The 23,056-nt window shown below is 45.0% G+C and carries 16 protein-coding genes and 1 riboswitch; of the genes, 7 read left to right on the top strand and 9 right to left on the bottom strand.

The window, feature by feature from the left end; translation table 11 throughout:
- Positions 1 to 277: 277 nt before the first annotated feature.
- Complete coding sequence (locus AB4484_RS13690; protein ID WP_372078708.1) at positions 278 to 1,075, top strand: alpha/beta fold hydrolase; 798 nt, start codon at positions 278 to 280, stop codon at positions 1,073 to 1,075.
- 131 nt (positions 1,076 to 1,206) lie between these two features.
- Here AB4484_RS13690 and AB4484_RS13685 read toward each other — a convergent pair whose 3' ends face one another.
- From AB4484_RS13685 to torD, 5 genes are all read right to left on the bottom strand, one after another.
- Positions 1,207 to 1,524 (bottom strand): DUF2007 domain-containing protein, encoded by a 318-nt coding sequence (locus AB4484_RS13685; protein WP_017062099.1) that lies wholly within the window; start codon positions 1,522 to 1,524, stop codon positions 1,207 to 1,209.
- Between the two features lie 64 nt (positions 1,525 to 1,588).
- Complete coding sequence (locus tag AB4484_RS13680; protein WP_372078706.1) at positions 1,589 to 2,269, bottom strand: TVP38/TMEM64 family protein; 681 nt, start codon at positions 2,267 to 2,269, stop codon at positions 1,589 to 1,591.
- Positions 2,270 to 2,403: 134 nt separating this feature from the next.
- On the bottom strand, positions 2,404 to 2,994 hold the full coding sequence (locus AB4484_RS13675; RefSeq protein WP_019820997.1) for a TfoX/Sxy family DNA transformation protein: 591 nt from the start codon (positions 2,992 to 2,994) through the stop codon (positions 2,404 to 2,406).
- 127 nt (positions 2,995 to 3,121) lie between these two features.
- Positions 3,122 to 3,207, bottom strand: a riboswitch (cyclic di-GMP riboswitch).
- A 170-nt stretch (positions 3,208 to 3,377) separates the two neighbouring features.
- Complete coding sequence (gene purR / locus AB4484_RS13670; protein WP_017062096.1) at positions 3,378 to 4,382, bottom strand: HTH-type transcriptional repressor PurR; 1,005 nt, start codon at positions 4,380 to 4,382, stop codon at positions 3,378 to 3,380.
- 319 nt (positions 4,383 to 4,701) lie between these two features.
- Positions 4,702 to 5,346: a molecular chaperone TorD gene (gene torD, locus AB4484_RS13665; RefSeq protein ID WP_372078704.1), complete on the bottom strand. Its 645-nt coding sequence runs from the start codon at positions 5,344 to 5,346 to the stop codon at positions 4,702 to 4,704.
- 285 nt (positions 5,347 to 5,631) lie between these two features.
- Between torD and torR the strand changes: the two genes are divergently transcribed.
- The gene (gene torR, locus AB4484_RS13660) at positions 5,632 to 6,345 is read left to right on the top strand and encodes a two-component system response regulator TorR (RefSeq protein WP_017067841.1); all 714 of its coding nucleotides are present in this window, start codon (positions 5,632 to 5,634) and stop codon (positions 6,343 to 6,345) included.
- Positions 6,346 to 6,511: 166 nt separating this feature from the next.
- Here torR and elyC read toward each other — a convergent pair whose 3' ends face one another.
- A complete protein-coding gene (gene elyC / locus AB4484_RS13655; RefSeq protein WP_372078702.1) occupies positions 6,512 to 7,363 on the bottom strand; it encodes an envelope biogenesis factor ElyC in 852 nt (283 codons plus the stop codon).
- Between the two features lie 115 nt (positions 7,364 to 7,478).
- Here elyC and cmoM point away from each other — a divergent pair, with 115 nt between their 5' ends.
- From cmoM to fdhF, 5 genes are all read left to right on the top strand, one after another.
- Positions 7,479 to 8,264: a tRNA uridine 5-oxyacetic acid(34) methyltransferase CmoM gene (gene cmoM / locus AB4484_RS13650; RefSeq protein WP_017063509.1), complete on the top strand. Its 786-nt coding sequence runs from the start codon at positions 7,479 to 7,481 to the stop codon at positions 8,262 to 8,264.
- Between the two features lie 125 nt (positions 8,265 to 8,389).
- Entirely contained in the window at positions 8,390 to 9,727 is a 1,338-nt protein-coding gene (mukF, locus tag AB4484_RS13645) for a chromosome partition protein MukF (RefSeq protein ID WP_017055049.1), read from the top strand.
- Positions 9,708 to 10,526 (top strand): chromosome partition protein MukE, encoded by an 819-nt coding sequence (mukE, locus tag AB4484_RS13640; protein WP_372078700.1) that lies wholly within the window; start codon positions 9,708 to 9,710, stop codon positions 10,524 to 10,526. The genes mukF and mukE overlap by 20 nt, the downstream gene beginning before the upstream one ends.
- A complete protein-coding gene (gene mukB, locus AB4484_RS13635; RefSeq protein WP_372078699.1) occupies positions 10,523 to 14,983 on the top strand; it encodes a chromosome partition protein MukB in 4,461 nt (1,486 codons plus the stop codon). The genes mukE and mukB overlap by 4 nt, the downstream gene beginning before the upstream one ends.
- Positions 14,984 to 15,296: 313 nt before the next feature.
- Positions 15,297 to 19,526, top strand: a complete 4,230-nt coding sequence (fdhF, locus tag AB4484_RS13630; RefSeq protein WP_372078697.1) for a formate dehydrogenase subunit alpha — start codon at positions 15,297 to 15,299, stop codon at positions 19,524 to 19,526.
- A 109-nt stretch (positions 19,527 to 19,635) separates the two neighbouring features.
- Here the strand turns inward: fdhF and AB4484_RS13625 are convergent, their stop codons facing one another.
- The 3 genes from AB4484_RS13625 to AB4484_RS13615 are packed head-to-tail and all read right to left on the bottom strand — an operon-like array spanning position 19,636 to position 22,883.
- Positions 19,636 to 20,616 carry an alpha-L-glutamate ligase-like protein gene (locus tag AB4484_RS13625; protein ID WP_372078695.1) on the bottom strand — a complete coding sequence of 327 codons (981 nt, stop codon included), beginning with the start codon at positions 20,614 to 20,616 and terminating at the stop codon, positions 19,636 to 19,638.
- 3 nt (positions 20,617 to 20,619) lie between these two features.
- On the bottom strand, positions 20,620 to 22,125 hold the full coding sequence (locus tag AB4484_RS13620; protein WP_029235905.1) for an inactive transglutaminase family protein: 1,506 nt from the start codon (positions 22,123 to 22,125) through the stop codon (positions 20,620 to 20,622).
- Between the two features lie 17 nt (positions 22,126 to 22,142).
- Positions 22,143 to 22,883, bottom strand: coding sequence for an ATP-dependent zinc protease (locus AB4484_RS13615; RefSeq protein WP_372078693.1), 741 nt, complete (start codon positions 22,881 to 22,883; stop codon positions 22,143 to 22,145).
- Positions 22,884 to 23,056: the final 173 nt, after the last annotated feature.

Raw genomic sequence — 23,056 nt, 5'->3', positions numbered from 1 at the left:
CTTAGCATTAAAATTAGCTGGCGAGCGACAACCGCTCGTAATAAATGAAGGCGCTCTAATTGTAGAGTGCCTTTTTGTTTCCTGGTCAGAGCACATCACGTTTACGAAGACAAAGCTTGCAAACTCATTTTAGTCAGGTAGAAAAGGTGAGGTAGGTATTCACATGACTAATGATAGGTTTGACACTATTATCACTTAAAGTTCTTAATAGCGTGATATCCTTAGTCATCGCCTCGTGATGAGGCATAGCTCCATTCCAATAATTAAAGCGATAGGTATGTCTGAGAGTTTACTATTTCATAAAACATTTACTCACCCTACGAGCGATGAGTGGGTTGTATTTGTGCATGGCGCAGGAGGCAGCTCCTCCATCTGGTTCAAGCAGATCAAAGCGTATAAACAGCATTTCAACTTACTTCTCATTGATCTGAGAGGGCACGGTAAATCAGACAATATACTTAAAGGGCTGATTTCGAATCGTTATACGTTCAAATCGGTGACGCTTGATATTCTTAAAGTGTTAGACCATCTTAAAATTCGTTCTGCACATTTCGTCGGCATGTCTTTGGGCACGATTATTGTGCGTAACGTTGCAGAGCTCGCGGCTGGCCGTGTACGTTCAATGGTACTGGGTGGTGCTGTCACTAAGCTAAACACTCGCTCTCAAGTGTTAATCAAGTTGGGTAACCTCAGCAAGCACATCATTCCTTACATGTGGTTATACAGCCTTTTTGCTTATGTTGTGATGCCACAAAAGAGTCAGAAAGAATCGCGTCACCTGTTTATCCGCGAAGCTAAAAAGCTGTGCCAGAAAGAGTTTAAGCGCTGGTTTATCTTAACGGCTGATGTAAACCCCTTGATGAAATATTTTAAAGATAGAGAGCTACCAATACCGACTCTTTATTTGATGGGCGAACGCGACTACATGTTTATTAAGCCTGTAAAAGAAATGGTCGCAGCGCATGAATCGAGCGAGCTAGTAGAGATTCCGAATTGTGGGCACGTATGTAACGTGGAAAGCCCTGAAGAGTTTAATCAGCGTTCGATTGCGTTTATTCAAAAACAAATCCAATGATTTTCTAGGCGCGAAATCAAAGATGATGATTGAATCGAATTGAAATAAAAACGGGAAGCTAACTTTAGCTTCCCGTTTTTGTTTGGAGGAGGTATCTGACCGAATCGTTCTATCAGATCACTGAAACCTTGCTATTCAGGTGAGGCAGCACCGCACTGCCAGCAAGAGCCGAATTGAGCTTCGTTGACTTCATGACACTCACCACAACGCCACTCTTCATAGATGATCGAATCTTGCTGTTTTTGGTAGTCATTTACTAGCATGCGAGCTTTACTGGCCAATTCTGGCTCATATAACCATACGTAAGGGTCAGTTTCTTCAGTGAATGGGATTTCCCCCTTCAATCCGAACAATCCCTCACCACGGACTTCACAGGCAATATTCTCGCTTTCTAATAATCCACAGATGATATGAGCTTCTGTCGGATTCGATGCACTGAAGATTTTCATTGAAATAGAACCTTATTCGGCTATCTGTGTTATTTAGCTATTATAAATTATTCAGCTATACACGTTATTCAGCTACGGGCGCTGAACGAAACTTACCCATCAACCATTTAGCCACTATTGGGAATATCCCCAATAACGCAAATGACAATAGTACTGAAGGGGAGACGAGGCCCGAAAGTGAATCAATTTCTGCGAGCTGAGTACCAGCATTCAAAAAAACCGCCGTCCCCGGTAACATCCCGATTTGACTCGTAATGTAGTAACGACTCACTGACATCGGTGTTAGACCCATCAATAGGTTGATAAGGAAAAATGGGAATACAGGAATCAGACGCAGAGAAAACAGGTAAAATGCGCCGTCTTTTTCAACCCCCTTGTTAATCGTCGCCAATTTGTCACCAAACTTGGTTTGAATCCAGTCACGCAACAGGTAACGGCTACTTAAGAAGGCTAAGGTCGCACCGATGGCACTTGCGAAAGATACCAGCAGCAAGCTATTCCAGAAGCCAAATAGCGCGGCGCCTAACAGGGTCACAACAGCGGCACCAGGAATGGAGAAAGCCGTAATCATTACATACGCGACAAAATAGATAGCGGCAGCCGCTATAAAGTTGCTGTCAATGTAGTCATTCAACACAGCTTGTTGGGCCTTAGCATTTTCAAGCGTTAAGTACTGGCCGAAATTGATGCCTAACAACACGATGGTTACAACCAACACAATACCCAATATCATTTTCTTACTCATTGATACTTCCTCTAAATTTTCAATGCATACCGATAGTATAGATAGACAGGCAAAGCATAGTTTAACTTTCACCAGATATAAAAAAAGCCGCAGTAAATGCGGCTTAGTTATGTATATAGATTGCACTGACAATGTTAATTGACGCGATTGATAAGCTCTTCGCGACGCTGCTGCGGTATAACAGACCAATGTGTACCATTGATCGCGCCTTCTAGCGCCCAAAGTAGTTCAATACTGACAGAAGACGCATGCGATTCTTTGATGGCGTTAAATGCGTTTACAGAGCCAGATTCATATAAACGTTCTACAGAATCGATCCCTGCCTTTTTCAACATACGCTCGGTAGCGAGTCGAAGATTCGGCAGATCTTTGAGTCGGGTCGGCTTAGCAGAAGACTGCTCAGCTTTTTCTTCTTTAGCAAAACCTAGAGACGTGGTTGCAAGCTGCAAGATTTTCTCTTGGTCTTGCCAGAGGCCTTCAGGTAAAGCGAAATATTTAGTAACGACAGGGAAACCACGTTTTTTGTAGACGTACGGTTGAAACCCTTGTTGTTCGAATTGTTTCGTTGTGCCTTTGTCTGCGCGTATGTGCAGCTGGTCATTTACAACCAGAGCAAACATAGTGTCATCAGCAAAAAGACCGAAGCCACCAAACATTGAGCGTGATTTTATTTTTCCTAGGGACTCAAATAACTTCATCGAGTCCTTTAGTATCGGTTTATCCATGTTATTTATCTCGGTGTATTTGAACTACGCCACCAAATAAGCAGGTCCGAGAGATTAGCAAAATGTTGCAATTAAATTGTCAATAAGCCGTAAATTACTAAATTATTAGTAGTTACTGCATTTTGCCATCGGTAACCCCGCTACCATACCAACGAGTGGTTTAGGCCGGAAGCTTTGCGTCTCACTCTTTCGAGTGGTTTGCCCTGTGCGTGACTGATTGAATAGAATAAAGTTTTTGTTGAATGAAGCTCACAGTTGATATTTCAAAATGTGATATTGCTTCAATTAATGATCTTTCTATTGTGCATCTGGGTTCATTATAGTTGCTGATAAAAAAAGCGCACCTAAAGGTGCGCTTGATGAAATTAAACTCGAATTGTCAATTAATTTAACGTTTTAACTGTACTTCGTTCAACAATTTCAGGGTGCATTTCGAAGACGCGTTTTTCGTGGTCTTTATCTTTGATGCGCTCTAATAGAATTTCGAATGCATTCTTACCAACACGACGTTTTGGTTGGTGAACGGTCGTTAGCGGCGGAGAGAAGTATTCAGCCAGTTCGATGTTGTCGTAACCGATGACTGAGATATCTTCAGGAATGCGAATGCCTTTTTCTTGCAGGCGGCTCATTAAGCCGAGTGCCATTGTATCGTTAAAGCAGAATACCGCTGTTGGACGATCTTCCATCTCAACGATTTGTTCTGCAGCAAGAACAGCCGTATCACACTCAAAGTTGCCTTCGATGATCATATTTTCATCAGCAGAAATCTTTGCTTCGTTGAGTGCGCGCTTGTAACCGGCAATACGTTCAACACATGCTGCTTTGTCTAAGTGGCCACTTAAACATGCAATCTTAGAGTGACCGCGTTCAATAAGGTATTTGGTCGCTAGGTAGCCACCTTCTTCAGAGTTATCGATGATCTTATCAGCCTGAGAGCTCTCAGGGCCCCAGTCCATGATAACTTTAGGGATGTCAGCGTGACGATCTAACATCTCTCTTAGTTCTTCAGTTAGGTCAGAACACATAACTAAGATGCCATCTACACGTTTCTCTGCAAGCATTCGAATGTAGTCACGTTGCTTCTCATAGATGCCGCCCGTATTACACAGGATCAAAGTGTAACCTTGACGGTAGCAGTAGCTCTCAACACCATCGATAACTTCAGAGAAGAATAGGTTAGTTGATTGAGTCACTAGCATGCCGATAGTGCGTGTTGTATTACATTTCAAGCTACGAGCAACAGCACTTGGTGCATAGTTCAGTTCATCTACGGCTTTGTTTACTTTTTCTTGAGTTGCTTCTGCAACAAAGCGAGTTTTGTTGATTACGTGAGAAACGGTTGTTGTTGATACGCCGGCTAAGCGAGCGACATCTTTTATAGTGGCCATGGTTTTATCCTATTAGAAGCTACTTTCCCAAAGTACGGAATAAAGTAGCCGTTAAGCTACCTAACTAAGAGCTTAAATTTGTAGGGCTCTTTGGGTACTAAAGTGCTAAAAAACAAAAAACCGCTATTGAGCGGCTTGTCTTAACACCGAAATGCTCTGAACTTTAATAAGCATAGCATTTCGTGAATGTTTCATATTTTATCGTTTGCGGTCACAATTTTAGACTGACTAGAAATTACTCGCAATAAAATTCACCCAGAAATCCGGGTGAATTGTCACATTCTACTGAATTTATTTACCTAGTCATCAAATAAGCTATTCACCAGCAAAAATATTGAGTGTCTAATTGACAGAATGCGAGTAGCAAAGATGAGACGGAGGCGTAGAAACCGAATTCATCAACGTCATGACATTTCACGTTGAACTTTGGTACCCAAGTCAGCAATTGTTGTTCGATAAACTGCTGTTGAACGGCAAATGAATTCTCTAGCTCTTCTTCAATATCCGTTTCGTTTGAACGAATGATCAAGTTACCAAGGAAATCGAGTTCGATAGCAATGTGGTCTGCTGGCTCTTTTAGATCTTGGTTCACGACTAAGTTGTGCTTGGCCATGATCTCTTCCATATCTTTTGCTGGCTTATCATTCAAAAGGCCAGTTTCGCCGATATACATAGAAGCGTAAGGAAGAGCACCGTGCTTATCTGTTTTTAAGAAAAGATCGCAAAAGTCTGCAGACAGTTCTAGCTGGGCATCTTCACGTGTTTGTAGACGGTTCAGCGCATCTACTAACTTATCAATCGCTGGCTTTAGTGTTTCATTTTCGCCTAAACCAGTTAGGAAAGAACGAATTTCAACAGAGTGGTAGTGATCGAGTTCTTCTTGAGTGAGCTCTTTGGCAAATAAGCTTGATAGCCACCAGTATATTTCTGCTCTTTGCTCGTTGAACGCTTTCGTATCTTTCATTTGTTAGATCCTGACTTAGTCTTGTGATGTTGCTTATATGCATCTTGAAGTCACTTGGGCATAAGCACACCAAGGCCGAATAACAAGGTTATTTGCGAAACGCAAAGTTACTCGTTAGTAGTAATGCCTATATTGAATTGCGATGGACGATAAATAGCAAGGTTTAAGATTGTCTTGTATCAAAAAAAATTCATGTTTCTGGCTTTTATCTTCTGTACCACTAGAATTGTTACTAGTTATGAATAGAATAGTCACTGAAACTATTAAATAAGAAAAGTGGTGTAGATGAGCTATCACGTATTAGTCGTAGAAGATGATGTGGTAACCCGCAGTAAACTGGTTGGATACTTCCAGAACGAGGGTTACACAGTGAGCGAAGCAGAAAGCGGCGCTCAAATGAGAAACGTGTTAGAAGAGAACAACGTTGACCTCATTATGCTGGACATCAACTTACCAGGCGAAGATGGATTGATGCTAACTCGCGAATTACGCAGTCAATCAGACATTGGAATTATTTTAGTTACTGGACGCACGGATAGCATCGACAAAATCGTTGGCCTTGAAATGGGCGCTGACGATTACGTTACTAAACCCTTCGAACTTCGCGAGTTATTAGTTCGAGTTAAAAACCTACTTTGGCGTATTTCTGCCGCTCGTAAAACAGCAGCGGGCGCAGTAGAAGAAACATCAGATGAGTCTGTGGTTCGTTTTGGTGAGTGGACATTTGATATCCCTCGTCGTGCGTTAAGCAAAAACGGCGAACCGGTGAAACTGACCAAAGCAGAATACGAACTGCTAGTGGCGTTGTCTTCTTACCCTAACCAAGTATTAAGCCGCGAACGTATTCTGAATATGATCAGTCACCGAGTGGACGCGCCTAATGACCGTACTATCGATGTGCTGATTCGTCGTATGCGTGCAAAAATGGAGTTCGATCCTAAGAACCCACAAATCTTTGTGACGGTTCACGGTGAAGGTTACATGTTCGCTGGTGATTGATTTCCTTCGGGAGTGATTAATTAACAACGACATTTAAACGTAAAAAGCCGAGACATCATTGATGTCTCGGCTTTTTTATTACTCAGCTTTTACTGTTAACGACCAGAGAATCTACAAATACTTGGCGACTCTGTATGCTTAAGATGAGTTTAAAGATTCAATGGGCTTACTGAGGCTGAGCCGCAGAAACCTCACCGTCATCTTCAATTAAGCTGGAAGCCTCTGGAATAACCGGTTCTTCAACAATGTCATTGCTTGTATCTAGCCAGTCACGCAGGCTTTGCCAAACCAATCCCATGGTTTCGTGCCAGTAACGCTCTGTCTGCTCAAGGTAAAGAGCTTTTGGCATGTACTTGTTCCAAGGCTCAACAATACCTTCTTGTGCAAGGAAGTTAGTTGGTGCCGGCAGTGGTTTCATACCAGCTGCATGGAATTCATTGAGTGCACGAGTCATATGGCTCGCTGAAGTCACCAGTACCATTTTTTTATTTTTAACGAACGCAGCGGCTTGGCGAGCTTCTTCCCAGGTGTCTTTTGCTGTTTCAAGCAGAATGATATCGGGCTTTGCTACGCCAAGAGCTAACGCTACTTTAGCCATCATTCTTGCGTTACTTACTTCAGTGCCTGCGCCATAGCCAGACAAAATGAGTTTTGCACCAGGGTAAAGACGTAGAATACGAATCCCTTCACTTAAACGCATCAGGCCGGTGCGGCTAAGTTCTGATGTTGGTGGAATTTGGTCGTCTACGACGTGACCACTTCCGAGAACCATCACGTAATCGACGGTTTCATCGACAGGTAAAAATGCGGTGTGTTGCCTTTCCATTGGCATTAAAAGTTGACTAGAAACTGGTTGGAAAGCGATTAGGAAAATACCACATAGGGCTGAAAGGGTGATTAGGCAACCAGTCTTCCTTTTGGTAGTAAACATCACTAGGGCTAAACCCAGAAAAGCGAGAATTAACATTGCTGGCAGTGGCATCAATAGCGAAGACACTACTTTTTTCAGCTCAAACATATCCGAATAGTCCGAAAAAACATCACTTAGTAGTAAAAAGAGACATCGCCTCTTTATTCCTGAAATTCCTGTGACAGAATAGCAGGCACGATAGGACATAATAACTCAAGTAGCCGTGACTGAAGACCGTAATTTCGACGATATTGCCCACAAATTTGCAAAAAATATTTACGGCTCTGACAAAGGAGAGATCCGTCAGATCATCGTATGGGAAGATTTAGAACAAGCTTTGAGCAAATTTGAGCAATCAGCTTCGCCGCTGCATGTGCTTGATGCTGGAGGCGGCCTTGCGCAGATGTCGCAAAAAATTGCGTCGCTTGGGCATAACGTTTCTCTGTGTGATCTCTCTTCTGAAATGCTGAAGCTCGCAGAAGAAAGTATCAGCGAAGCGGGTTTGCTAGAGCAATATCGATTTATTCATTCACCGGTACAAAAAGTCGCAGAACATCTCGATGAGAAAGTCGATTTTGTGATGTTTCATGCCGTAATGGAATGGTTAGCCGATCCTAAAGAGGCGCTTGATTTATTGCTTGAACAAGTTAAACCGGGTGGCGTTGCCTCGATAATGTTTTACAACCACCACGGATTAGTCCTGAAAAATGTGATTTGTGGCAACATTCCTCATGTATTGAATGGGATGCCACATCGAAAACGGTTTAAGCTGCAACCACAAAAAGGCTTGAAGCCGGAAGAGGTTTATCAATGGATAGAAGACGCTGGTCTAGAAATCTGTGGTAAATCAGGCATTCGCTCTTTCAGTGACTACATAGGTAATATGGAGTACATGGGCGATTACCAATTTGAAGATGTATTGGAACTGGAAAAACAGCTATGTCGCCAAGAGCCATATCTGTCACTAGGCCGTTATATTCACGTTTGGGCTCAAAAACCTGCACAATAACAGCGGTGAATGTGGTAAAAGAAGCCACAACATGCGCTATGCAATCGTAAGAAGCCCGCGTCATAAAGAAATAGGCGTCATATCTAATACACTCGATATGACGAAGAACAGTAACAGGAACCACAATGAGTGAAATGACTCAAACTGCCGAAGAGCAGCCAATTGATGAGTTGGTGGGCTGGGTCAAGCAGCATGATTTTTCATTAAACTTGCCACCAGAGCGCTTAGCATTTTTGATTGCTATCGCAGTACTAAGCAATGAAAGGTTCGATGAAGAGTTGGGCGAGGGTGAACTGCACGATGCATTTACCATCGTCACTCGACTGTTTGAAGATACTGGCGAAGCGTCCGCGTTTCGTGCCAACAATGCCATCAACGAGTTAGTTAAACAGAAGTTGATTAGCCGCTTTACCAGCGAAATCACCGATGGTGCGAGTATTTATCGCTTATCACCACTGGCGATTGGTATTTCAGATTATTACTTACGCCACCGTCAGTTCTCTAAGTTAAAACTGTCTATCCAGCTTTCTATGGTTGCGGACGAGATGGCAAAAGCCATTGAAGCAGCACAAAAAGGCGGAACTCCAGGACATTGGAGAAAGAATGTTTACGGCGTGCTCAAGTATTCTGTTGGTGAAATTTTCGATCAGATTGATCTTAACCAACGTGTTATGGATGAGCAGCAGCAAACCGTTAAACAGCAAATTGCCGACCTTTTAAACAAGGATTGGCGAGAGGCGATTAACAACTGTGAAACCTTGCTTTCAGAAACCTCGTCCACGCTAAAAGAATTGCAAGACACCTTGCAAGCGGCGGGTGATGAACTGCAAACACAGATCCTCGATATTCAAGAAATTGTTTACGGTGACGATGAACTCGAGTTCGTTGGCGAAACCCTGTTCGGCTTGCAGATGAAGTTAGACCGAATCACCAGTTGGGGTCAACAAGCCATCGATTTATGGATCGGCTACGACCGCCATGTTCACAAGTTCATCCGTACCGCGATTGATATGGATAAAAACCGTGCCTTTAGCCAGCGCTTGCGTCAGTCAGTCACTGACTACTTTGATGCACCTTGGCTTTTGACCTACGCCGATGCTGAGAAGCTGACGGATCTTCGTGATGAAGCGCTTGTGCTTCGTGATGACGAAGTGATGGGACAAGCACCAATCGACGTCGAGTACGAAGAATTTGAGCAAGTGAATGACCTGCTTTCAGATCGAATTGCAGAGATGTTAAAAGCTCACAAACAGCAAGGTGCGCCAATTGATCTTGGCCTTGTGCTACGCGATTACCTCGCTGCACACCCTCGCACACACCATTTTGATTTAGCCAGAATTGTTGTCGACCAAGCCGTGCGCTTAGGTTACTCAGAGTCTGACTATCAGGCTATTCAGCCAGATTGGCAGGCAATCAACGATTTCGGTGCAAAGGTACAAGCAAATGTCATTAACAAGTACTGATGATTACATGCCAGAGAAACTGGTAAAAGCGATAGCGAACCCACTGTTCCCTGCGCTAGATAGCATGCTGCGTTCAGGAAAGCATGTTTCAACAGAAGATCTAGATAACCACGCATTGCTGTCCGATTTTGAAGTTGAGCTTCAGCATTTCTATCAACGCTACAATACGGAACTGGTAAAAGCACCGGAAGGTTTCTTCTACTTGCGTCCGCGCTCTACGTCTCTGATTGGTCGTAGTGTGTTGTCTGAGCTCGACATGTTGGTTGGCAAGGTGTTGTGTTTCTTATACCTAAGCCCAGAACGTCTGGCTCATGAAGGTATCTTCACCAACCAAGAACTGTTTGATGAATTGATGTCGTTAGCGGATGAGAAAAAACTCATGAAGCTAGCAACCAACCGTGCGTCTGGTTCTGATTTAGATAAAGAAAAGCTCTTCGAAAAAGTACGTACTTCTCTGCGTCGTTTACGCCGTATCGGTATGTTGATTGCGATTGGCGAGACGGGCAAGTTCCGTATCAGCGAAGCGGTATTCCGTTTTGGCGCCGACGTTCGTGTTGGTGACGACATGAAAGAAGCGCAATTGCGTCTTATCCGTGATGGTGAAGCTGTGGTGCATACCCAAGAGCCTAACCAAGGTAGCTTGTTGAATGAAGAACAAGCGGAAGCCACATCAGAAGTAGATGCAGACGTAGACGTAGACGTAGACGAAAACGGTCAACAAGACATTTTTAACGATCAAGCTGACTTTGACCTTGAGTCAAACGATGGCGAACAAACAAAAGTAGAAGGTGAAGCATGATTGAAAGAGGTAAGTATCAATCATTAACCATGGTCAACTGGAACGGCTTCTTTGCGCGTACTTTTGATATTGATGGATTGGTTACAACGCTTTCTGGCGGTAACGGTGCGGGTAAGTCGACCACAATGGCGGCATTCATCACAGCGCTGATCCCTGACCAAAGCCTTCTGCATTTCCGTAACACGACGGAAGCGGGTAGCTCGCAGTCATCTCGTGATAAAGGCCTTTACGGTAAGCTTCAGCCAGGCGCATGTTATGCCGCGCTAGATGTGGTGAACTCTCGTAATCAACGTCTATTGTTTGCAGTAAAACTGCAGCAAGTTGCGGGTCGTGATAAGAAAGTCGACATTAAACCGTTCGTTATTCAAGGCCTTCCAAGCCATGTGAAACCAACGGATGTGTTGATTCAGAACGTTTCAGATAGCCACGCTCGCGTATGTCAGTTGAACGACGTGAAAGCGGCGGTTGCACAATACGAAGGCGCGCATTTTAAAGCGTTTTCTTCGATTGTTGATTACCACTCGCAAATGTTTGAATACGGTGTGGTACCGAAGAAACTGCGTAACAGCAGCGACCGTTCTAAGTTCTACCGTTTGATTGAAGCATCACTTTACGGTGGTATTTCTAGTGCGATTACGCGTTCTCTGCGTGATTACCTTCTACCGCAAAATGGCGGTGTGAAGAAAGCATTCCAAGACATGGAATCAGCACTACGCGAAAACCGCATGACGCTAGAAGCGATCAAGACGACTCAGTCGGATCGTGACTTGTTCAAGCACTTGATCACTGAATCTACGAACTACGTGGCAGCAGATTACATGCGCCATGCAAACGATCGTCGTAACAAGTTAGATCAAACAATGAAGTTCCGTGGTGAACTGTTCGGTTCTCGCGAAACCTTACTTGATCAAAACAACTTGTTGAACCGCGTTCAAGAAGAACTAGAGTTACTTGTCGATCAAGAATCAGCACTAGAGCAAGATTACCAAGCTGCTTCGGATCATCTTCAATTAGTTCAAACTGCACTTCGTCAGCAAGAGAAAATTGCTCGCTACAGCGAAGATCTAGAAGAGCTTAACGAGCGTCTAGAAGAGCAAATGATGGTGGTTGAAGAAGCTCAAGAGCGAGTACTTCTTGCTGAAGAGCAGGCAACCATCACTGAAGAAGAAGTGGATAGCCTGAAAACTCAGCTTGCTGACTACCAACAAGCGTTGGATGTTCAGCAGACTCGTGCGCTTCAATACCAGCAAGCGGTTCAAGCATTAGAGAAAACTAAGCAGCTACTTGGTGATGAATCTATTACGGCAGAAAGCGCGTTAACATTGGTTTCTGAGCTAAAAGCACAAGAAGAATCAAGCACTCAAACGCTACTGTCTACTAAGCACAAACTAGACATGTCTTCTGCTGCTTCTGCGCAGTTCGACAAAGCGCTGTCTTTGGTTAAGAGCATCGTTGGTGACGTTGAGCGTAAAGAAGCGTCTAGCAGCGCTAAGCAAGCTTTAGAAAAAGGCCGTAACGCAAAACACGTTGTTGAAAATGAACAGCAGTGGCGTGCTCAGCACCGCGATATGGCTCGTGATGTGGCTCAGCAGCGTCAAGCAAAAGAGCTAGCGACTGAATACCAAAAGCAACACAATATCTCACTGACTGACGAAGCGGTTTTCGATGAAGAACGTGAACGTCACGCTATGCAGATCGAATCTCTTGAGTACGCTCAAGAAGAGTTGCGTGAAGCGAAGAGTGAGCAACGTCGTGTACAACAAAACCACGATCAAGAGATTCAAAAACTTGAGTCCATTGCTCCCGCGTGGATCACGGCAAACGATGCGCTTGAAGCATTAAGAGATCAAACCGACGCTGAGCTAGAAGATAGCCAAGCGGTGATGACTCAAATGCAGCAAGTACTTGAAGACGAAAAGTCTCAAGCGGTAGCAAAAGATCAGTTGGCAACGCGCCGAGCTGAACTTGAGCAAGAGATTGAGCGTTTAGCTTCTCCAGGTGGTTCTAACGATCCTCGCCTGAAAGGCCTAGCGGATACGCTTGGTGGCGTGCTGCTTTCTGAGATCTATGATGACATCACAATCGGTGATGCACCGTACTTCAGTGCGATGTACGGCCCGGCTCGTCACGCAATTGTGGTTTCGGATCTTGATGGTATTAAAGAGAAGCTGGTGGATCTTGATGATTGTCCAGAAGACCTTTACATCCTAGAAGGCGATGTAGACGCATTTGATGACAGCTCGTTCAATGCCGATGAGCTTGAAGGTGCGGTGTGTGTTCAGCTGAACGATCGCCAAATGCGTTACTCTCGTTTCCCTGAGATCCCACTGTTTGGCCGTGCGGCTCGTGAACAGCGTCTTGAGAAATTGCGTGAAGAGCGTGACGTTGTTGTTGAGAACCACGCGAAAGCCGCGTTTGACTCTCAAAAGCTGAATCGCCTATACCAAGCATTCAACAGCTTTGTTGCGAAGCACCTGCACGTTGCGTTTAACGCAGATCCAGAACAAGCACTTGCTTTGATTCGTGATAAGCGTAATCAAATTGTTCGTTCTCTGGCTGAGCTTAACTCTAATGAGCAGCAGCAACGCAGTCAGCTTCTACAAAGCAAGCAGGCACTCGGTGCGCTAGATAAATTAGCACCTATGGTTCGTATTTTAGAAGACGAAACATTGGCTGAGCGTTTAGCTGAATTAGAAGCGCAACTAGAGCGTTTAAGTGAAGCTAAGTCTTACTTGAATACGCACGGTAAAGCGCTTACTTCTCTAGAGCAAATCGTATCTGCACTAGACGCTGACCCAGAGCAGTTCGAGGCTTTGGAAGCCGAATATCGTCAAGCTGATAACGCGCTACAAACGCTAAAAGGCAAAGTGTTCGCACTGTCTGATCTGATTGAGCGTCGTCACTACTTTGCTTACGCGGATTCTGTTGATTTGCTTAACAAGAGTAGTGAACTGAGCGAGCAATTAAAAGCGAAACTGGTTCAAGCTGAACAAGCAAGAACCAAAGGCCGCGATGGTTTGAAGCAAGCTCGCGAACAGATGAACCAATATAACCAAGTATTGGCGGCACTGAAGAGCTCACATCAAGCGAAGCAAGAAACGGTTCAAGAGTTCAAACAAGAGCTACAAGAGTTCGGCGTAAATGCTGACGAAGGCGCTGAAGAGCGTGCTGTACGTCGTCGTGACGAGCTTCAAGAGCGTCTGCACACATCTCGCAGCCGTAAGAGTGAATACGAGCGTACGATTACGTCTACAGAACTTGAGATGAAAGCCCTAGCTAAGCGTCTTAAGAAAGTTCAAAAAGAGTACACCGAGCTTCGTACCTTCGTTGTTGCAGCAAAAGCTGGCTGGTGTTCAGTACTTCGGTTAGCTCGTGAAAATGATGTTGAACGTCGTCTTCATAAGCGTGAACTGGCTTACCTGACGGCGGGCGAACTTCGCTCTATGTCGGATAAATCACTGGGTGCGCTACGTCTGGCTGTAGCTGACAATGACGACCTACGTGACTCGCTGCGTCTATCTGAAGACAACGCACATCCAGAGCGTAAGGTTCTGTTCTACATTGCGGTTTATCAACACCTTCGCGAGCGTATTCGCCAAGACATCATTCATACGGATGATCCGGTTGAAGCAATCGAAGAGATGGAAGTTGAGCTAGCTCGACTAACAGAAGAATTGACTCAACGTGAAAACCGCCTAGCGATCAGCTCTGAGTCGGTAGCAAGCATCATCAAGAAAACGATTCAGCGCGAGCAGAACCGTATTAGAATGCTGAACCAAGGTCTGTCTAACATCTACTTTGGTCAGGTTAAGGGCGTACGTCTGAACGTTAAGATTCGTGAAAGTCACGAGATCTTGCTATCAGGGTTAGCGACTCAGCAAGAGCAACATAAAGACTTGTTTGAATCAACGCGCTTTACCTTCTCAGAAGCGATGGCGAAGTTGTTCCAACGTGTGAACCCACATATCGATATGGGTCAACGTTCTCCGCAAGTCCTGGGTGAAGAGCTACTTGATTACCGTAACTACCTAGAGCTAAGTGTTGAAGTTAACCGTGGTTCAGACGGTTGGTTACAAGCAGAGTCGGGCGCACTGTCTACGGGTGAAGCGATCGGTACTGGTCAGTCTATCCTGTTGATGGTTGTTCAGAGCTGGGAAGAAGAGTCTCGTCGACTTCGTAGCAAAGACATCGTTCCATGCCGTTTGTTGTTCCTTGATGAAGCAGCTCGTCTGGATGCGAAATCCATCTCTACCTTGTTCGAACTGTGTGACCGTTTAGGTATGCAACTTCTGATTGCAGCACCAGAGAACATTAGCCCAGAGAAAGGCACAACCTACAAACTGGTTCGTAAGGTCTTTAAAGATCACGAACACGTGCATGTTGTTGGCTTGCGCGGTTTTGCTCAAAACAAACTTGCATCTCCAGTTCAAGAGCTTATCGAAGAAGCTGAGCAATAACCTTGATAGCCGAGTTTTAAGCTCGAAAGCGACTCAATGATATTTGTTCAAAGCCCCTAATCAATAGGGGCTTTTTTATATCTTGAATCTAACTTCCTCAACTGAACACCTCCCGCTTAATCCTTTCTTCGACACTGATAAGACCACTCATACCTTATGGTTATTATCAATGGAACTTGTTTGAGGTCACACGCACAAAACCACAAATAATGTATGGTAATGACATAGATTTAATAATATTAATAATATTGTATTACTTAAATTTTAATTGTTGATAACTCGCGTGTGCGAAAGGTAAAGGTAGGACTTAGGTATGATTCAAATCGTTATTGATGGGAAATATCGAATCGTCGAGCAAGGACAAACCGTTCTTGAAGCGGCAAAAACATGTGGTTTGGAAATCCCATCTTTATGTGGTTTGAATAAAACAGCGGATAAAGTGCCTTGTGATTTGTGTGTCGTTGAAGTTGATGGCGTTGGTGTTACTCGCTCTTGTGAGCTTGAAGTGTCTAATGGGCTGAATATTACCACTCAGTCAAAACAGTTAACGAACCATCGACAAGAAGCGCTGAATCGCATCATGACTGATCACTACGCTGACTGTGAGGCGCCATGCCAAACAGCCTGTCCTGCTGGGGTCGACATCCAATCTTACCTGCACCATATTGCTCAAAATGATCACATCAAAGCGATTGAAGTGATCAAAAAGACATTACCAATGCCGCTTTCAATTGGTCGTGTGTGTCCTGCTTTCTGTGAAACCGAATGTCGTCGTAACTTGGTCGATGAGTCCATCGCGATTCGCCAACTCAAACGACACGCTGCCGATGCAGATTTAGCGGCTCAAGAGAGCTACATGCCAGCTAAGAAACCAAATAAAGGCAAGAGCATTGCAATTGTCGGTAGTGGCCCCGGTGGTCTTACGGCGGGTTATTACCTATCTAACGAAGGCTATGAAGTCAGTGTCTATGAGTCGATGCCGCAAGCGGGTGGCTGGCTGCGTTACGGTATCCCGGAGTATCGCTTACCGAAGTCGATTCTAGATAAAGAAATCGAGCTGATGTGTCGCAACGGAATGGTGGTTGAGTGCGGTAAAAAACTCGGTGTTGATTTTACACTGTCTGATTTAAGTAACGATTTTGATGCAGTTTGTTTAGCGGTTGGTGCATCGCAAGCGGTCGAGATGAATTACCCGGGTAGTGAACTCAGCGGTTGTTATTTGGGTGTCGATTATCTGAAAGATTACGTGACCGATCAGCAGTATGTCACTGGTAAAAAGGTTGCCGTGATCGGTGGCGGTAATACCGCGATTGACTGTGCTCGAACAGCGGTTCGTGATGGCGCGGATACCACGCTGATTTATCGTCGTACTCGAGATGAGATGCCAGCAGAAGATTACGAAATCGAAGAAGCTGAACATGAAGGTGTGAAGTTCCACTTCTTAACCAACCCTGCAGAAAACATAGCCGATGAAAATGGCCATGTATCAGAAATACGATTAGAACGAATGGCTTTGGGGCCGGCTGATGCTTCAGGTCGCCGCAGCCCTAAACCAACTGGCGAGTTCTTTGTTGAAGCGTTTGATACGGTTATTGCTGCCGTGTCGCAAAAGCCTGATCTGAGCTTTATGGACAATGAAGCAATTGATATTCCTCTTACTCGTTGGAATACCGCAGATGCTGATCCACAAACCATGCACACCGGAACCGGAAATATTTTCAGTATTGGTGATTTCCGACGCGGCCCTGCAACTGCAGTCGAAGCGGTAGGGGATGGGCGTATTGCTGCACAAGCGATCGATCGCTTCTTCCATGGTGATATGGAAAATATTCCGGCCAAACCATTTAACTCACGAAAGCACAAACAGCTCAAAGCGGTGGATCCTGAGCAATACAAATCCATACAGAGTATGGCGCGTAAGATCATGCCAGAGCTAACACCCGAGCAGCGTGAACAAAGCTTTGACGAAGTAGAAACAGGATTTGATAATGCCGATGCAATTGCGGAAGCAGCAAGATGCCTAGAGTGTGGCTGCCAAGCCAATACCGATTGCGACCTACGAGACTACTCGACCGAATACAAGGCAACGCAAACGCATCCAGAGTACAAAATCGATGTGGCTTCGAATGAGAGTTGGCAGGCGATTCGTGCAGAAGAAGCGAAGGTCGGGTTAACAAGACAAAAATTTTCGGTCGATGACAGTTCTGAGTTCATTATCTTTGATGCTAACCGCTGTATCAGTTGCGGCCAGTGTATCCAAGCGTGTCGCGAACAGAATGTCCATGGCGTTCTAAGCTTCATGAACCAATCGGATGGCAAACCTGCATCAAGACCCGAATGTCGTCCTAACTTTGGCGCAGACAAGACCTTAATGGGCGACTCAAACTGCGTTCAATGTGGATCGTGTATTCAGGCGTGTCCAACTGGTGCAATGGTCGATGCTCGCGACAGAAAGCAGGGAGACACAGATGTACTCAAGAAAGTCGATACCATCTGCACTTATTGCGGTGTGGGCTGTAAGCTAACCATGCATATCGATGAGCAGAAAAACAAAATTCGCTATATCGAAGGCGGTGATTCTCCGGTTAACGAGGGCATGTTGTGTGTTAAGGGGCGGTTCGGCTTTGATTTTGTGGGCAGCGATGCGCGTTTAACCACACCATTAATTCGTAAAGATGGCTGGTTGCAACCTGCAAGTTGGGATGAGGCAGTTAAGCTCATTGCCGAGAAGTTTACTGCGATTAAGCAAGGCTTTGGCAGTAACGCTTTAGCGGGGTTCTCGTCGGCGAAAACCACCAATGAAGATAACTATGCCTTCCAAAAATTCATACGTCGTGAACTCGGCACCAATAACGTCGATCACTGTGCGCGCCTTTGTCACGCATCGACAGTTACTGGTTTAGAAGCTTCGCTGGGCAGCGGGGCGATGACCAATGATATTCCAAGCATCAAGCACTCAGATGTGATCTTTATTATTGGCTCAGACACGACTTCAGCACACCCAATTATTGGCTCGCATATCAAGCAAGCTGTGAGACATGGTGGAGCGAGATTGATCGTTGCCGATCCAAAACGAATCGATATTGCTGACCATGCTGAACTTTATTTAGCGCACCGACCGGGTACCGATGTAATGTTGATCAATGGTGTGATGCAGCAGATCATCAAACACGGTTGGTACGACCAAGAATATATCGAAGACCGTGTGGATGGCTTTGATACCTTGCTTCAAGAGGTCATGTCACCAAGTTATTCGCTAGATAAAGTGGAGCTGGTGACAGGTGTTAAAGCCGAAGACATTTTTGCGATGGCGCGATTAATTGGTACTGCAGAGCGAACAGCGGTGTACTACTCGATGGGCATTACGCAACACACCACGGGTCACGATAACGTTCGCTCTATCGCTAACCTACAGCTCTTGTGTGGCAACATCGGAATTGAAGGCGGCGGTATCAACCCATTACGTGGTCAATCCAATGTTCAGGGCGCGTGTGACATGGGCGCATTGCCAAATAACCTTCCGGGTTATCAGAAAGTGTACAACCCAATGGTTCGTCAAAAATTTGCGATGGAGTGGGGCGTTTCTGACTTACCGGCTGAAACAGGCTTAACGTTGACCGAAATTATTGATGGAGCGTGTCATCGAGATGTTCGTGGTCTGTACGTAATGGGCGAGAACCCAGTGCTGAGTGACCCGAACCAAGCACATGTGATTGAAGGTCTTGAAGCGTTAGATTTCCTCGTGGTTCAAGATATTTTCTTAACCGAAACCGCGCAGTATGCCGATGTGGTGTTGCCATCTTGCTCGTTTGCTGAGAAGTCTGGTCACTTTACTAATACCGAGCGTCGTGTTCAGCGTATTAACCCGGCGGTATTGCCTCCAGGTGAAGCGAAAGAAGATTGGGTGATTATCCAAATGTTGGCTAATGCGATGGGAGGTAATTGGGAATATGGCTCGGTTGCTGATATCACCAATGAGATAGCACGGGTCACGCCACAGTATGGTGGTTTACGTTGGGAGAACATTACGGTGAACGGCGTGCAATGGCCAAGTAATAAGAACAACCCTGATGGCACACGCATCATGCACCAGACCCAATTTACACGTGGGCGTGGTCAAATGGAGGCGATTCCGTTTAGATACGCTGCTGAGCTACCGGATGCGGAATACCCGTTAGTATTAACGACAGGCCGCATTCTAGAACAGTTCCACACCGGAACCATGACACGTAAAACCAAAGGGCTGGATAACTTAGCAGGGCCACGTGCCATGGTGAGTGTTCATGATGCTGAAGCGTTAGGTATCTCAAATGGTCAGATGCTCAAGGTCTCAACACGTCGTGGTGAAATCGAAATCGCGGCGTTTGTGACTAAACGAATGCAAAAGGGTGTGGTGTTCATTCCATTCCATTTCGTGGAGTCTCCTGTGAACCGTTTGACTACCACAGCGACCGATCCGCATGCCAAGATCCCAGAGTTTAAGGTTGCGGCAGTACGTATTGATCCAATTCGAGAGCCTGAAATTGAAGCGACAGAGGCTTAGCCCAACCAGTTAACTTACTGGCAGATACCAAAAGCCGCATAACTCTCAGAGTTATGCGGCTTATTTATTGAGCTCTATTAGGTATCAAGTGACCTAGTTAGCAAATAGCTCAGTTCGGAACAATCTCGTTACCGTGAACACCGAATTGCTTAGCTGCGTATGCCACGCGCTCTGCAGGTTTCGGGTATTCAGCCGGCGTACCAAGGTTCTCAATATGGTGTAATCGAGGAAGCAGACCAGCACCGTTCGCGATTTGGATAGCCAAACCTGGACGTGCGTTAAGCTCAAGTACCATTGGGCCTTCTTCTTGGTCTAAAACCATGTCCGTACCCATGTAGCCAAGACCTGTCATTTCCCAAGCGCTTGATGCCAGTGTTAGCAGTTTTTCCCAATGCGGCACTTGAAGTAGCGCCAACTCTTTACCCGTATCTGGGTGGTGAGTGACTGGGTGGTCAAACTGAACCGCACGAACGGCTTTACCCGTCGCAATACAAATACCTACACCTACAGCCCCTTGGTGCAAGTTAGCCTTGCCGTCTGAAGCTGAAGTAGATAAGCGCATCATCGCCATTACAGGGTAGCCCTTGAATACAATGATTCGTACATCTGGTACACCTTCGTAACTGAAGCCATCGAAACACTCATCAAACTTGATGAGGTTTTCAACTACAGCAACATCGTTCTTACCACCGAGTGAGAAAAGACCCGCGAGAGCGTTACTGATGTGACGCTCTACGTCTTCTTCATTGATAGTCGAACCCGATGGCTTGGTGTAAACGCCGTCCTTGTGAGAAATCACAACAAGGATACCTTTACCACCACTGCCTTGAGCTGGCTTGATTACGAAACCCGGCCACTCTTTTACCATCTTATGGATTGTTTTTACTTCAGCTTGATGACCAATCACGCCAATCAGTTTTGGTACAGTAGCACCAGCCTGTTCAGCAATGATTTTCGTCTTAAGCTTGTCATCAACGAGTGGATACTTGGAACGATCATTGTAGCGACCAATATAACTATGGTTACGCTTGTTCATTCCCATTATGCCTTTGTCTTTCAACCTAAACGGTGAAGTAAACTGATCAAACATAACTTAGTCCTCCGCTAGCGGTTTAAAGCGACGAAGCTCGGTTAGACGGTATCCTGTGTAGTTACCTAGTAGCAAGATGGTCGCTAGAATAACAAGTTGTAAACCAATAAAGTTAAACGTTAAGTGCTGAATGAACGGGTTAGTCATGCCTAAGTAAACAAGGACCGCAGTGAATAGAGAACCACCACCTTGTAGCATTACTTCTTTCGCGCCTTCTTCTTCCCATAGGATAGACATACGTTCGATAGTCCAAGATAGGATAATCATTGGGAAGAACGTAATAGATAGACCTTCAGTCAGACCGACTTTAAACGCGACCACAGTAAACACAGAGATAATCATGATTACCGTGATGATTACGGCGGATATCCTGGCTACCAGTAGCAAGTTGAGTTTGGACAAGTAACTTCGAATAATCAGACCCGTACCTACGATCAGTAGGAAGCCAACAATACCCGTTACCAGTTGTGTTTGTACGAAGGCTACCGCAATCAGTACTGGCATGAACGTACCAGACGTTTTCAGACCGATGATGACACGTAGGAACACAACAATCAGAGCACCGATAGGAATCAGCATGATGGTTTTAAACATCGCTTGCTCTTCTAGCGGTAGGCTGTGAATTGAAAGGTTTAATAGTTGATCAGCAGAGACTTTACTATTGGTTGCTTCCGTTGGTGAAACCTCTTGAGCAATCATAGAGAAGTGAACTTTACTGTTCTGACCGCCAACAACATCCAGTAGAGAAACGTTTGATTCGTCCCAGATGAGTAGGTTTGGTTGAACTTGTTGTTCGCTTGATTCAGGAGAGAATAGAACCCACTCGTCGTTATCCCAGATCTGAATCATGTTTTGAATCGATTGACGACGACGACCATCTTCTAGCTCGATAACACCAACCACTTTGTTGTGTATTTTCGCCGCTGAAAGTAGCTTGTGTGTCGCTTCCACTTTGGTCATGTTGTTCAGAATCAGCGCTGAGTTTTGGCTGTCTGGATCATTAAGTGTTTTGATGAGCTCACGGGTAAAAGTGATATTGTCTGCAGAACGTTTTGTCGCTCTATCAATCAATGCAAGAGAAGCCGCTTCTTCAGGGCCGTCGAAGCTTGGTTGCGAGACTTCACCTTCTGGTGCAATAGCATCAACTTTTGCTTGGTTGTCGACTAGGAATTGTGTTTTGTAGTAGATGGTTTGAGGGCCATCTGCGTATCGAATAGACCACTCTGCGCGGCGACCTGATTCGGTATTCAAGTAAGAGATACCGTAACCTGGCGATGAAGCCGATTCGCCGATAAGTGTGTAGTTAGACTGAGTATGAGGAGCTGCTAAGGAAACTTTTGCTTCTTTGCCTACTGCGTTGAACTCGATGCGAGCTTCAACGTCCCAGACCTGTCTGGTTTCCCCTGGAGTCCAAGGTACACCGTAGGTCGTATGTCTGAACATACTCAGTGTTATACCTGCCACGATAAGCAGGAATATAGAGATATAAAATGGAATTCTTGACGTCATAGCTTACCCTACTATTGTTATTTAACTTCCGTTTGTACGTACTTTTTACTTACATCTACTAGCGCTATGTCTTTGATAAATTCGCGCCCTAGTAATACAGGGTGACTCATTTGAGAGCGATCCGCCAATGTAAATTGCGCTTTTTCATGGATTTTTCCAACTTTCACCCATAATTCGATCACAGCTCGACGTTCTGCTTGATCATTGGTTGATTGACGGATTTTTACATAACGTACAACAGGCGCTTCAATCCATTTTTGGTCTTCTTCAGCTTGGGCTTTGTCGTCTAGGTGAAATTTAACCCAGTTCTTGCCGTTACGTTCGAATTCTTTGATATCGACAGCGTTTAAAGAAGAGGTGGTTGCGCCAGTATCAACACGAGCATCAAAACTTTGGGAGATCGAGTCGATAGACACTTTTTCGATGCCGCCAAGGATAGTCGGTTGTGATGTAGGAGCGATAGGAGCAACGGCAACAGCGACAGGTTCTTCTTCCTCTAGCTCTTCGATAACCTTGTGTTCCATGTTCGTTAGATGGGTATCTAATTGATTAGAAAGGGTAGTGATTTCGTCTTCTAAGCTTTCAATATAGTCACTTTGATTGCTTAGTTGCAGTTCAAGATTTTGAACCTTATTTGCGATGTTTGTCTCTGAGCGGGAAATAGCGTCGAGAGTTTCTTGGTGGTAGGTAGCACCGTTCGTAAGGGTACAACCAGAGAGCAAACCAACCGCCACAATAGGCGATAATCGCTTAAACATAAAAAAAACCTTTGAGAATTAGAGAATAGTTCAGACTATTTAGAAGTTTAGCCCACAAAAAAGGATGCGTGAAGCATCCTATTGTAAGAGTCTGGTCATATTGAATCGCAATGTGAGCGCTACACCAATTATTGCTATTTGAAATAGCTCACTTATTATACCCGTGATCATTG

This window comes from Vibrio sp. 10N.261.46.A3, assembly GCF_041472995.1.
In the GTDB taxonomy this organism is placed as follows: Bacteria; Pseudomonadota; Gammaproteobacteria; order Enterobacterales; family Vibrionaceae; genus Vibrio; species Vibrio coralliirubri.
The sequence above is the reverse complement of the archived record's forward strand: the minus strand, read 5'-3'. Positions and strand labels throughout refer to the sequence as shown.

Coding starts and splice junctions, on each gene's coding strand:
- AB4484_RS13690 (WP_372078708.1), top strand. CDS start 278: ATGTCTGAGAGTTTACTATTTCATAAAACATTTACTCACCCTACGAGC.
- AB4484_RS13685 (WP_017062099.1), bottom strand. CDS start 1,524: ATGAAAATCTTCAGTGCATCGAATCCGACAGAAGCTCATATCATCTGT.
- AB4484_RS13680 (WP_372078706.1), bottom strand. CDS start 2,269: ATGAGTAAGAAAATGATATTGGGTATTGTGTTGGTTGTAACCATCGTG.
- AB4484_RS13675 (WP_019820997.1), bottom strand. CDS start 2,994: ATGGATAAACCGATACTAAAGGACTCGATGAAGTTATTTGAGTCCCTA.
- purR (WP_017062096.1), bottom strand. CDS start 4,382: ATGGCCACTATAAAAGATGTCGCTCGCTTAGCCGGCGTATCAACAACA.
- torD (WP_372078704.1), bottom strand. CDS start 5,346: ATGAAAGATACGAAAGCGTTCAACGAGCAAAGAGCAGAAATATACTGG.
- torR (WP_017067841.1), top strand. CDS start 5,632: ATGAGCTATCACGTATTAGTCGTAGAAGATGATGTGGTAACCCGCAGT.
- elyC (WP_372078702.1), bottom strand. CDS start 7,363: ATGTTTGAGCTGAAAAAAGTAGTGTCTTCGCTATTGATGCCACTGCCA.
- mukF (WP_017055049.1), top strand. CDS start 8,390: ATGAGTGAAATGACTCAAACTGCCGAAGAGCAGCCAATTGATGAGTTG.
- mukE (WP_372078700.1), top strand. CDS start 9,708: ATGTCATTAACAAGTACTGATGATTACATGCCAGAGAAACTGGTAAAA.
- mukB (WP_372078699.1), top strand. CDS start 10,523: ATGATTGAAAGAGGTAAGTATCAATCATTAACCATGGTCAACTGGAAC.
- fdhF (WP_372078697.1), top strand. CDS start 15,297: ATGATTCAAATCGTTATTGATGGGAAATATCGAATCGTCGAGCAAGGA.
- AB4484_RS13625 (WP_372078695.1), bottom strand. CDS start 20,616: ATGTTTGATCAGTTTACTTCACCGTTTAGGTTGAAAGACAAAGGCATA.
- AB4484_RS13620 (WP_029235905.1), bottom strand. CDS start 22,125: ATGACGTCAAGAATTCCATTTTATATCTCTATATTCCTGCTTATCGTG.
- AB4484_RS13615 (WP_372078693.1), bottom strand. CDS start 22,883: ATGTTTAAGCGATTATCGCCTATTGTGGCGGTTGGTTTGCTCTCTGGT.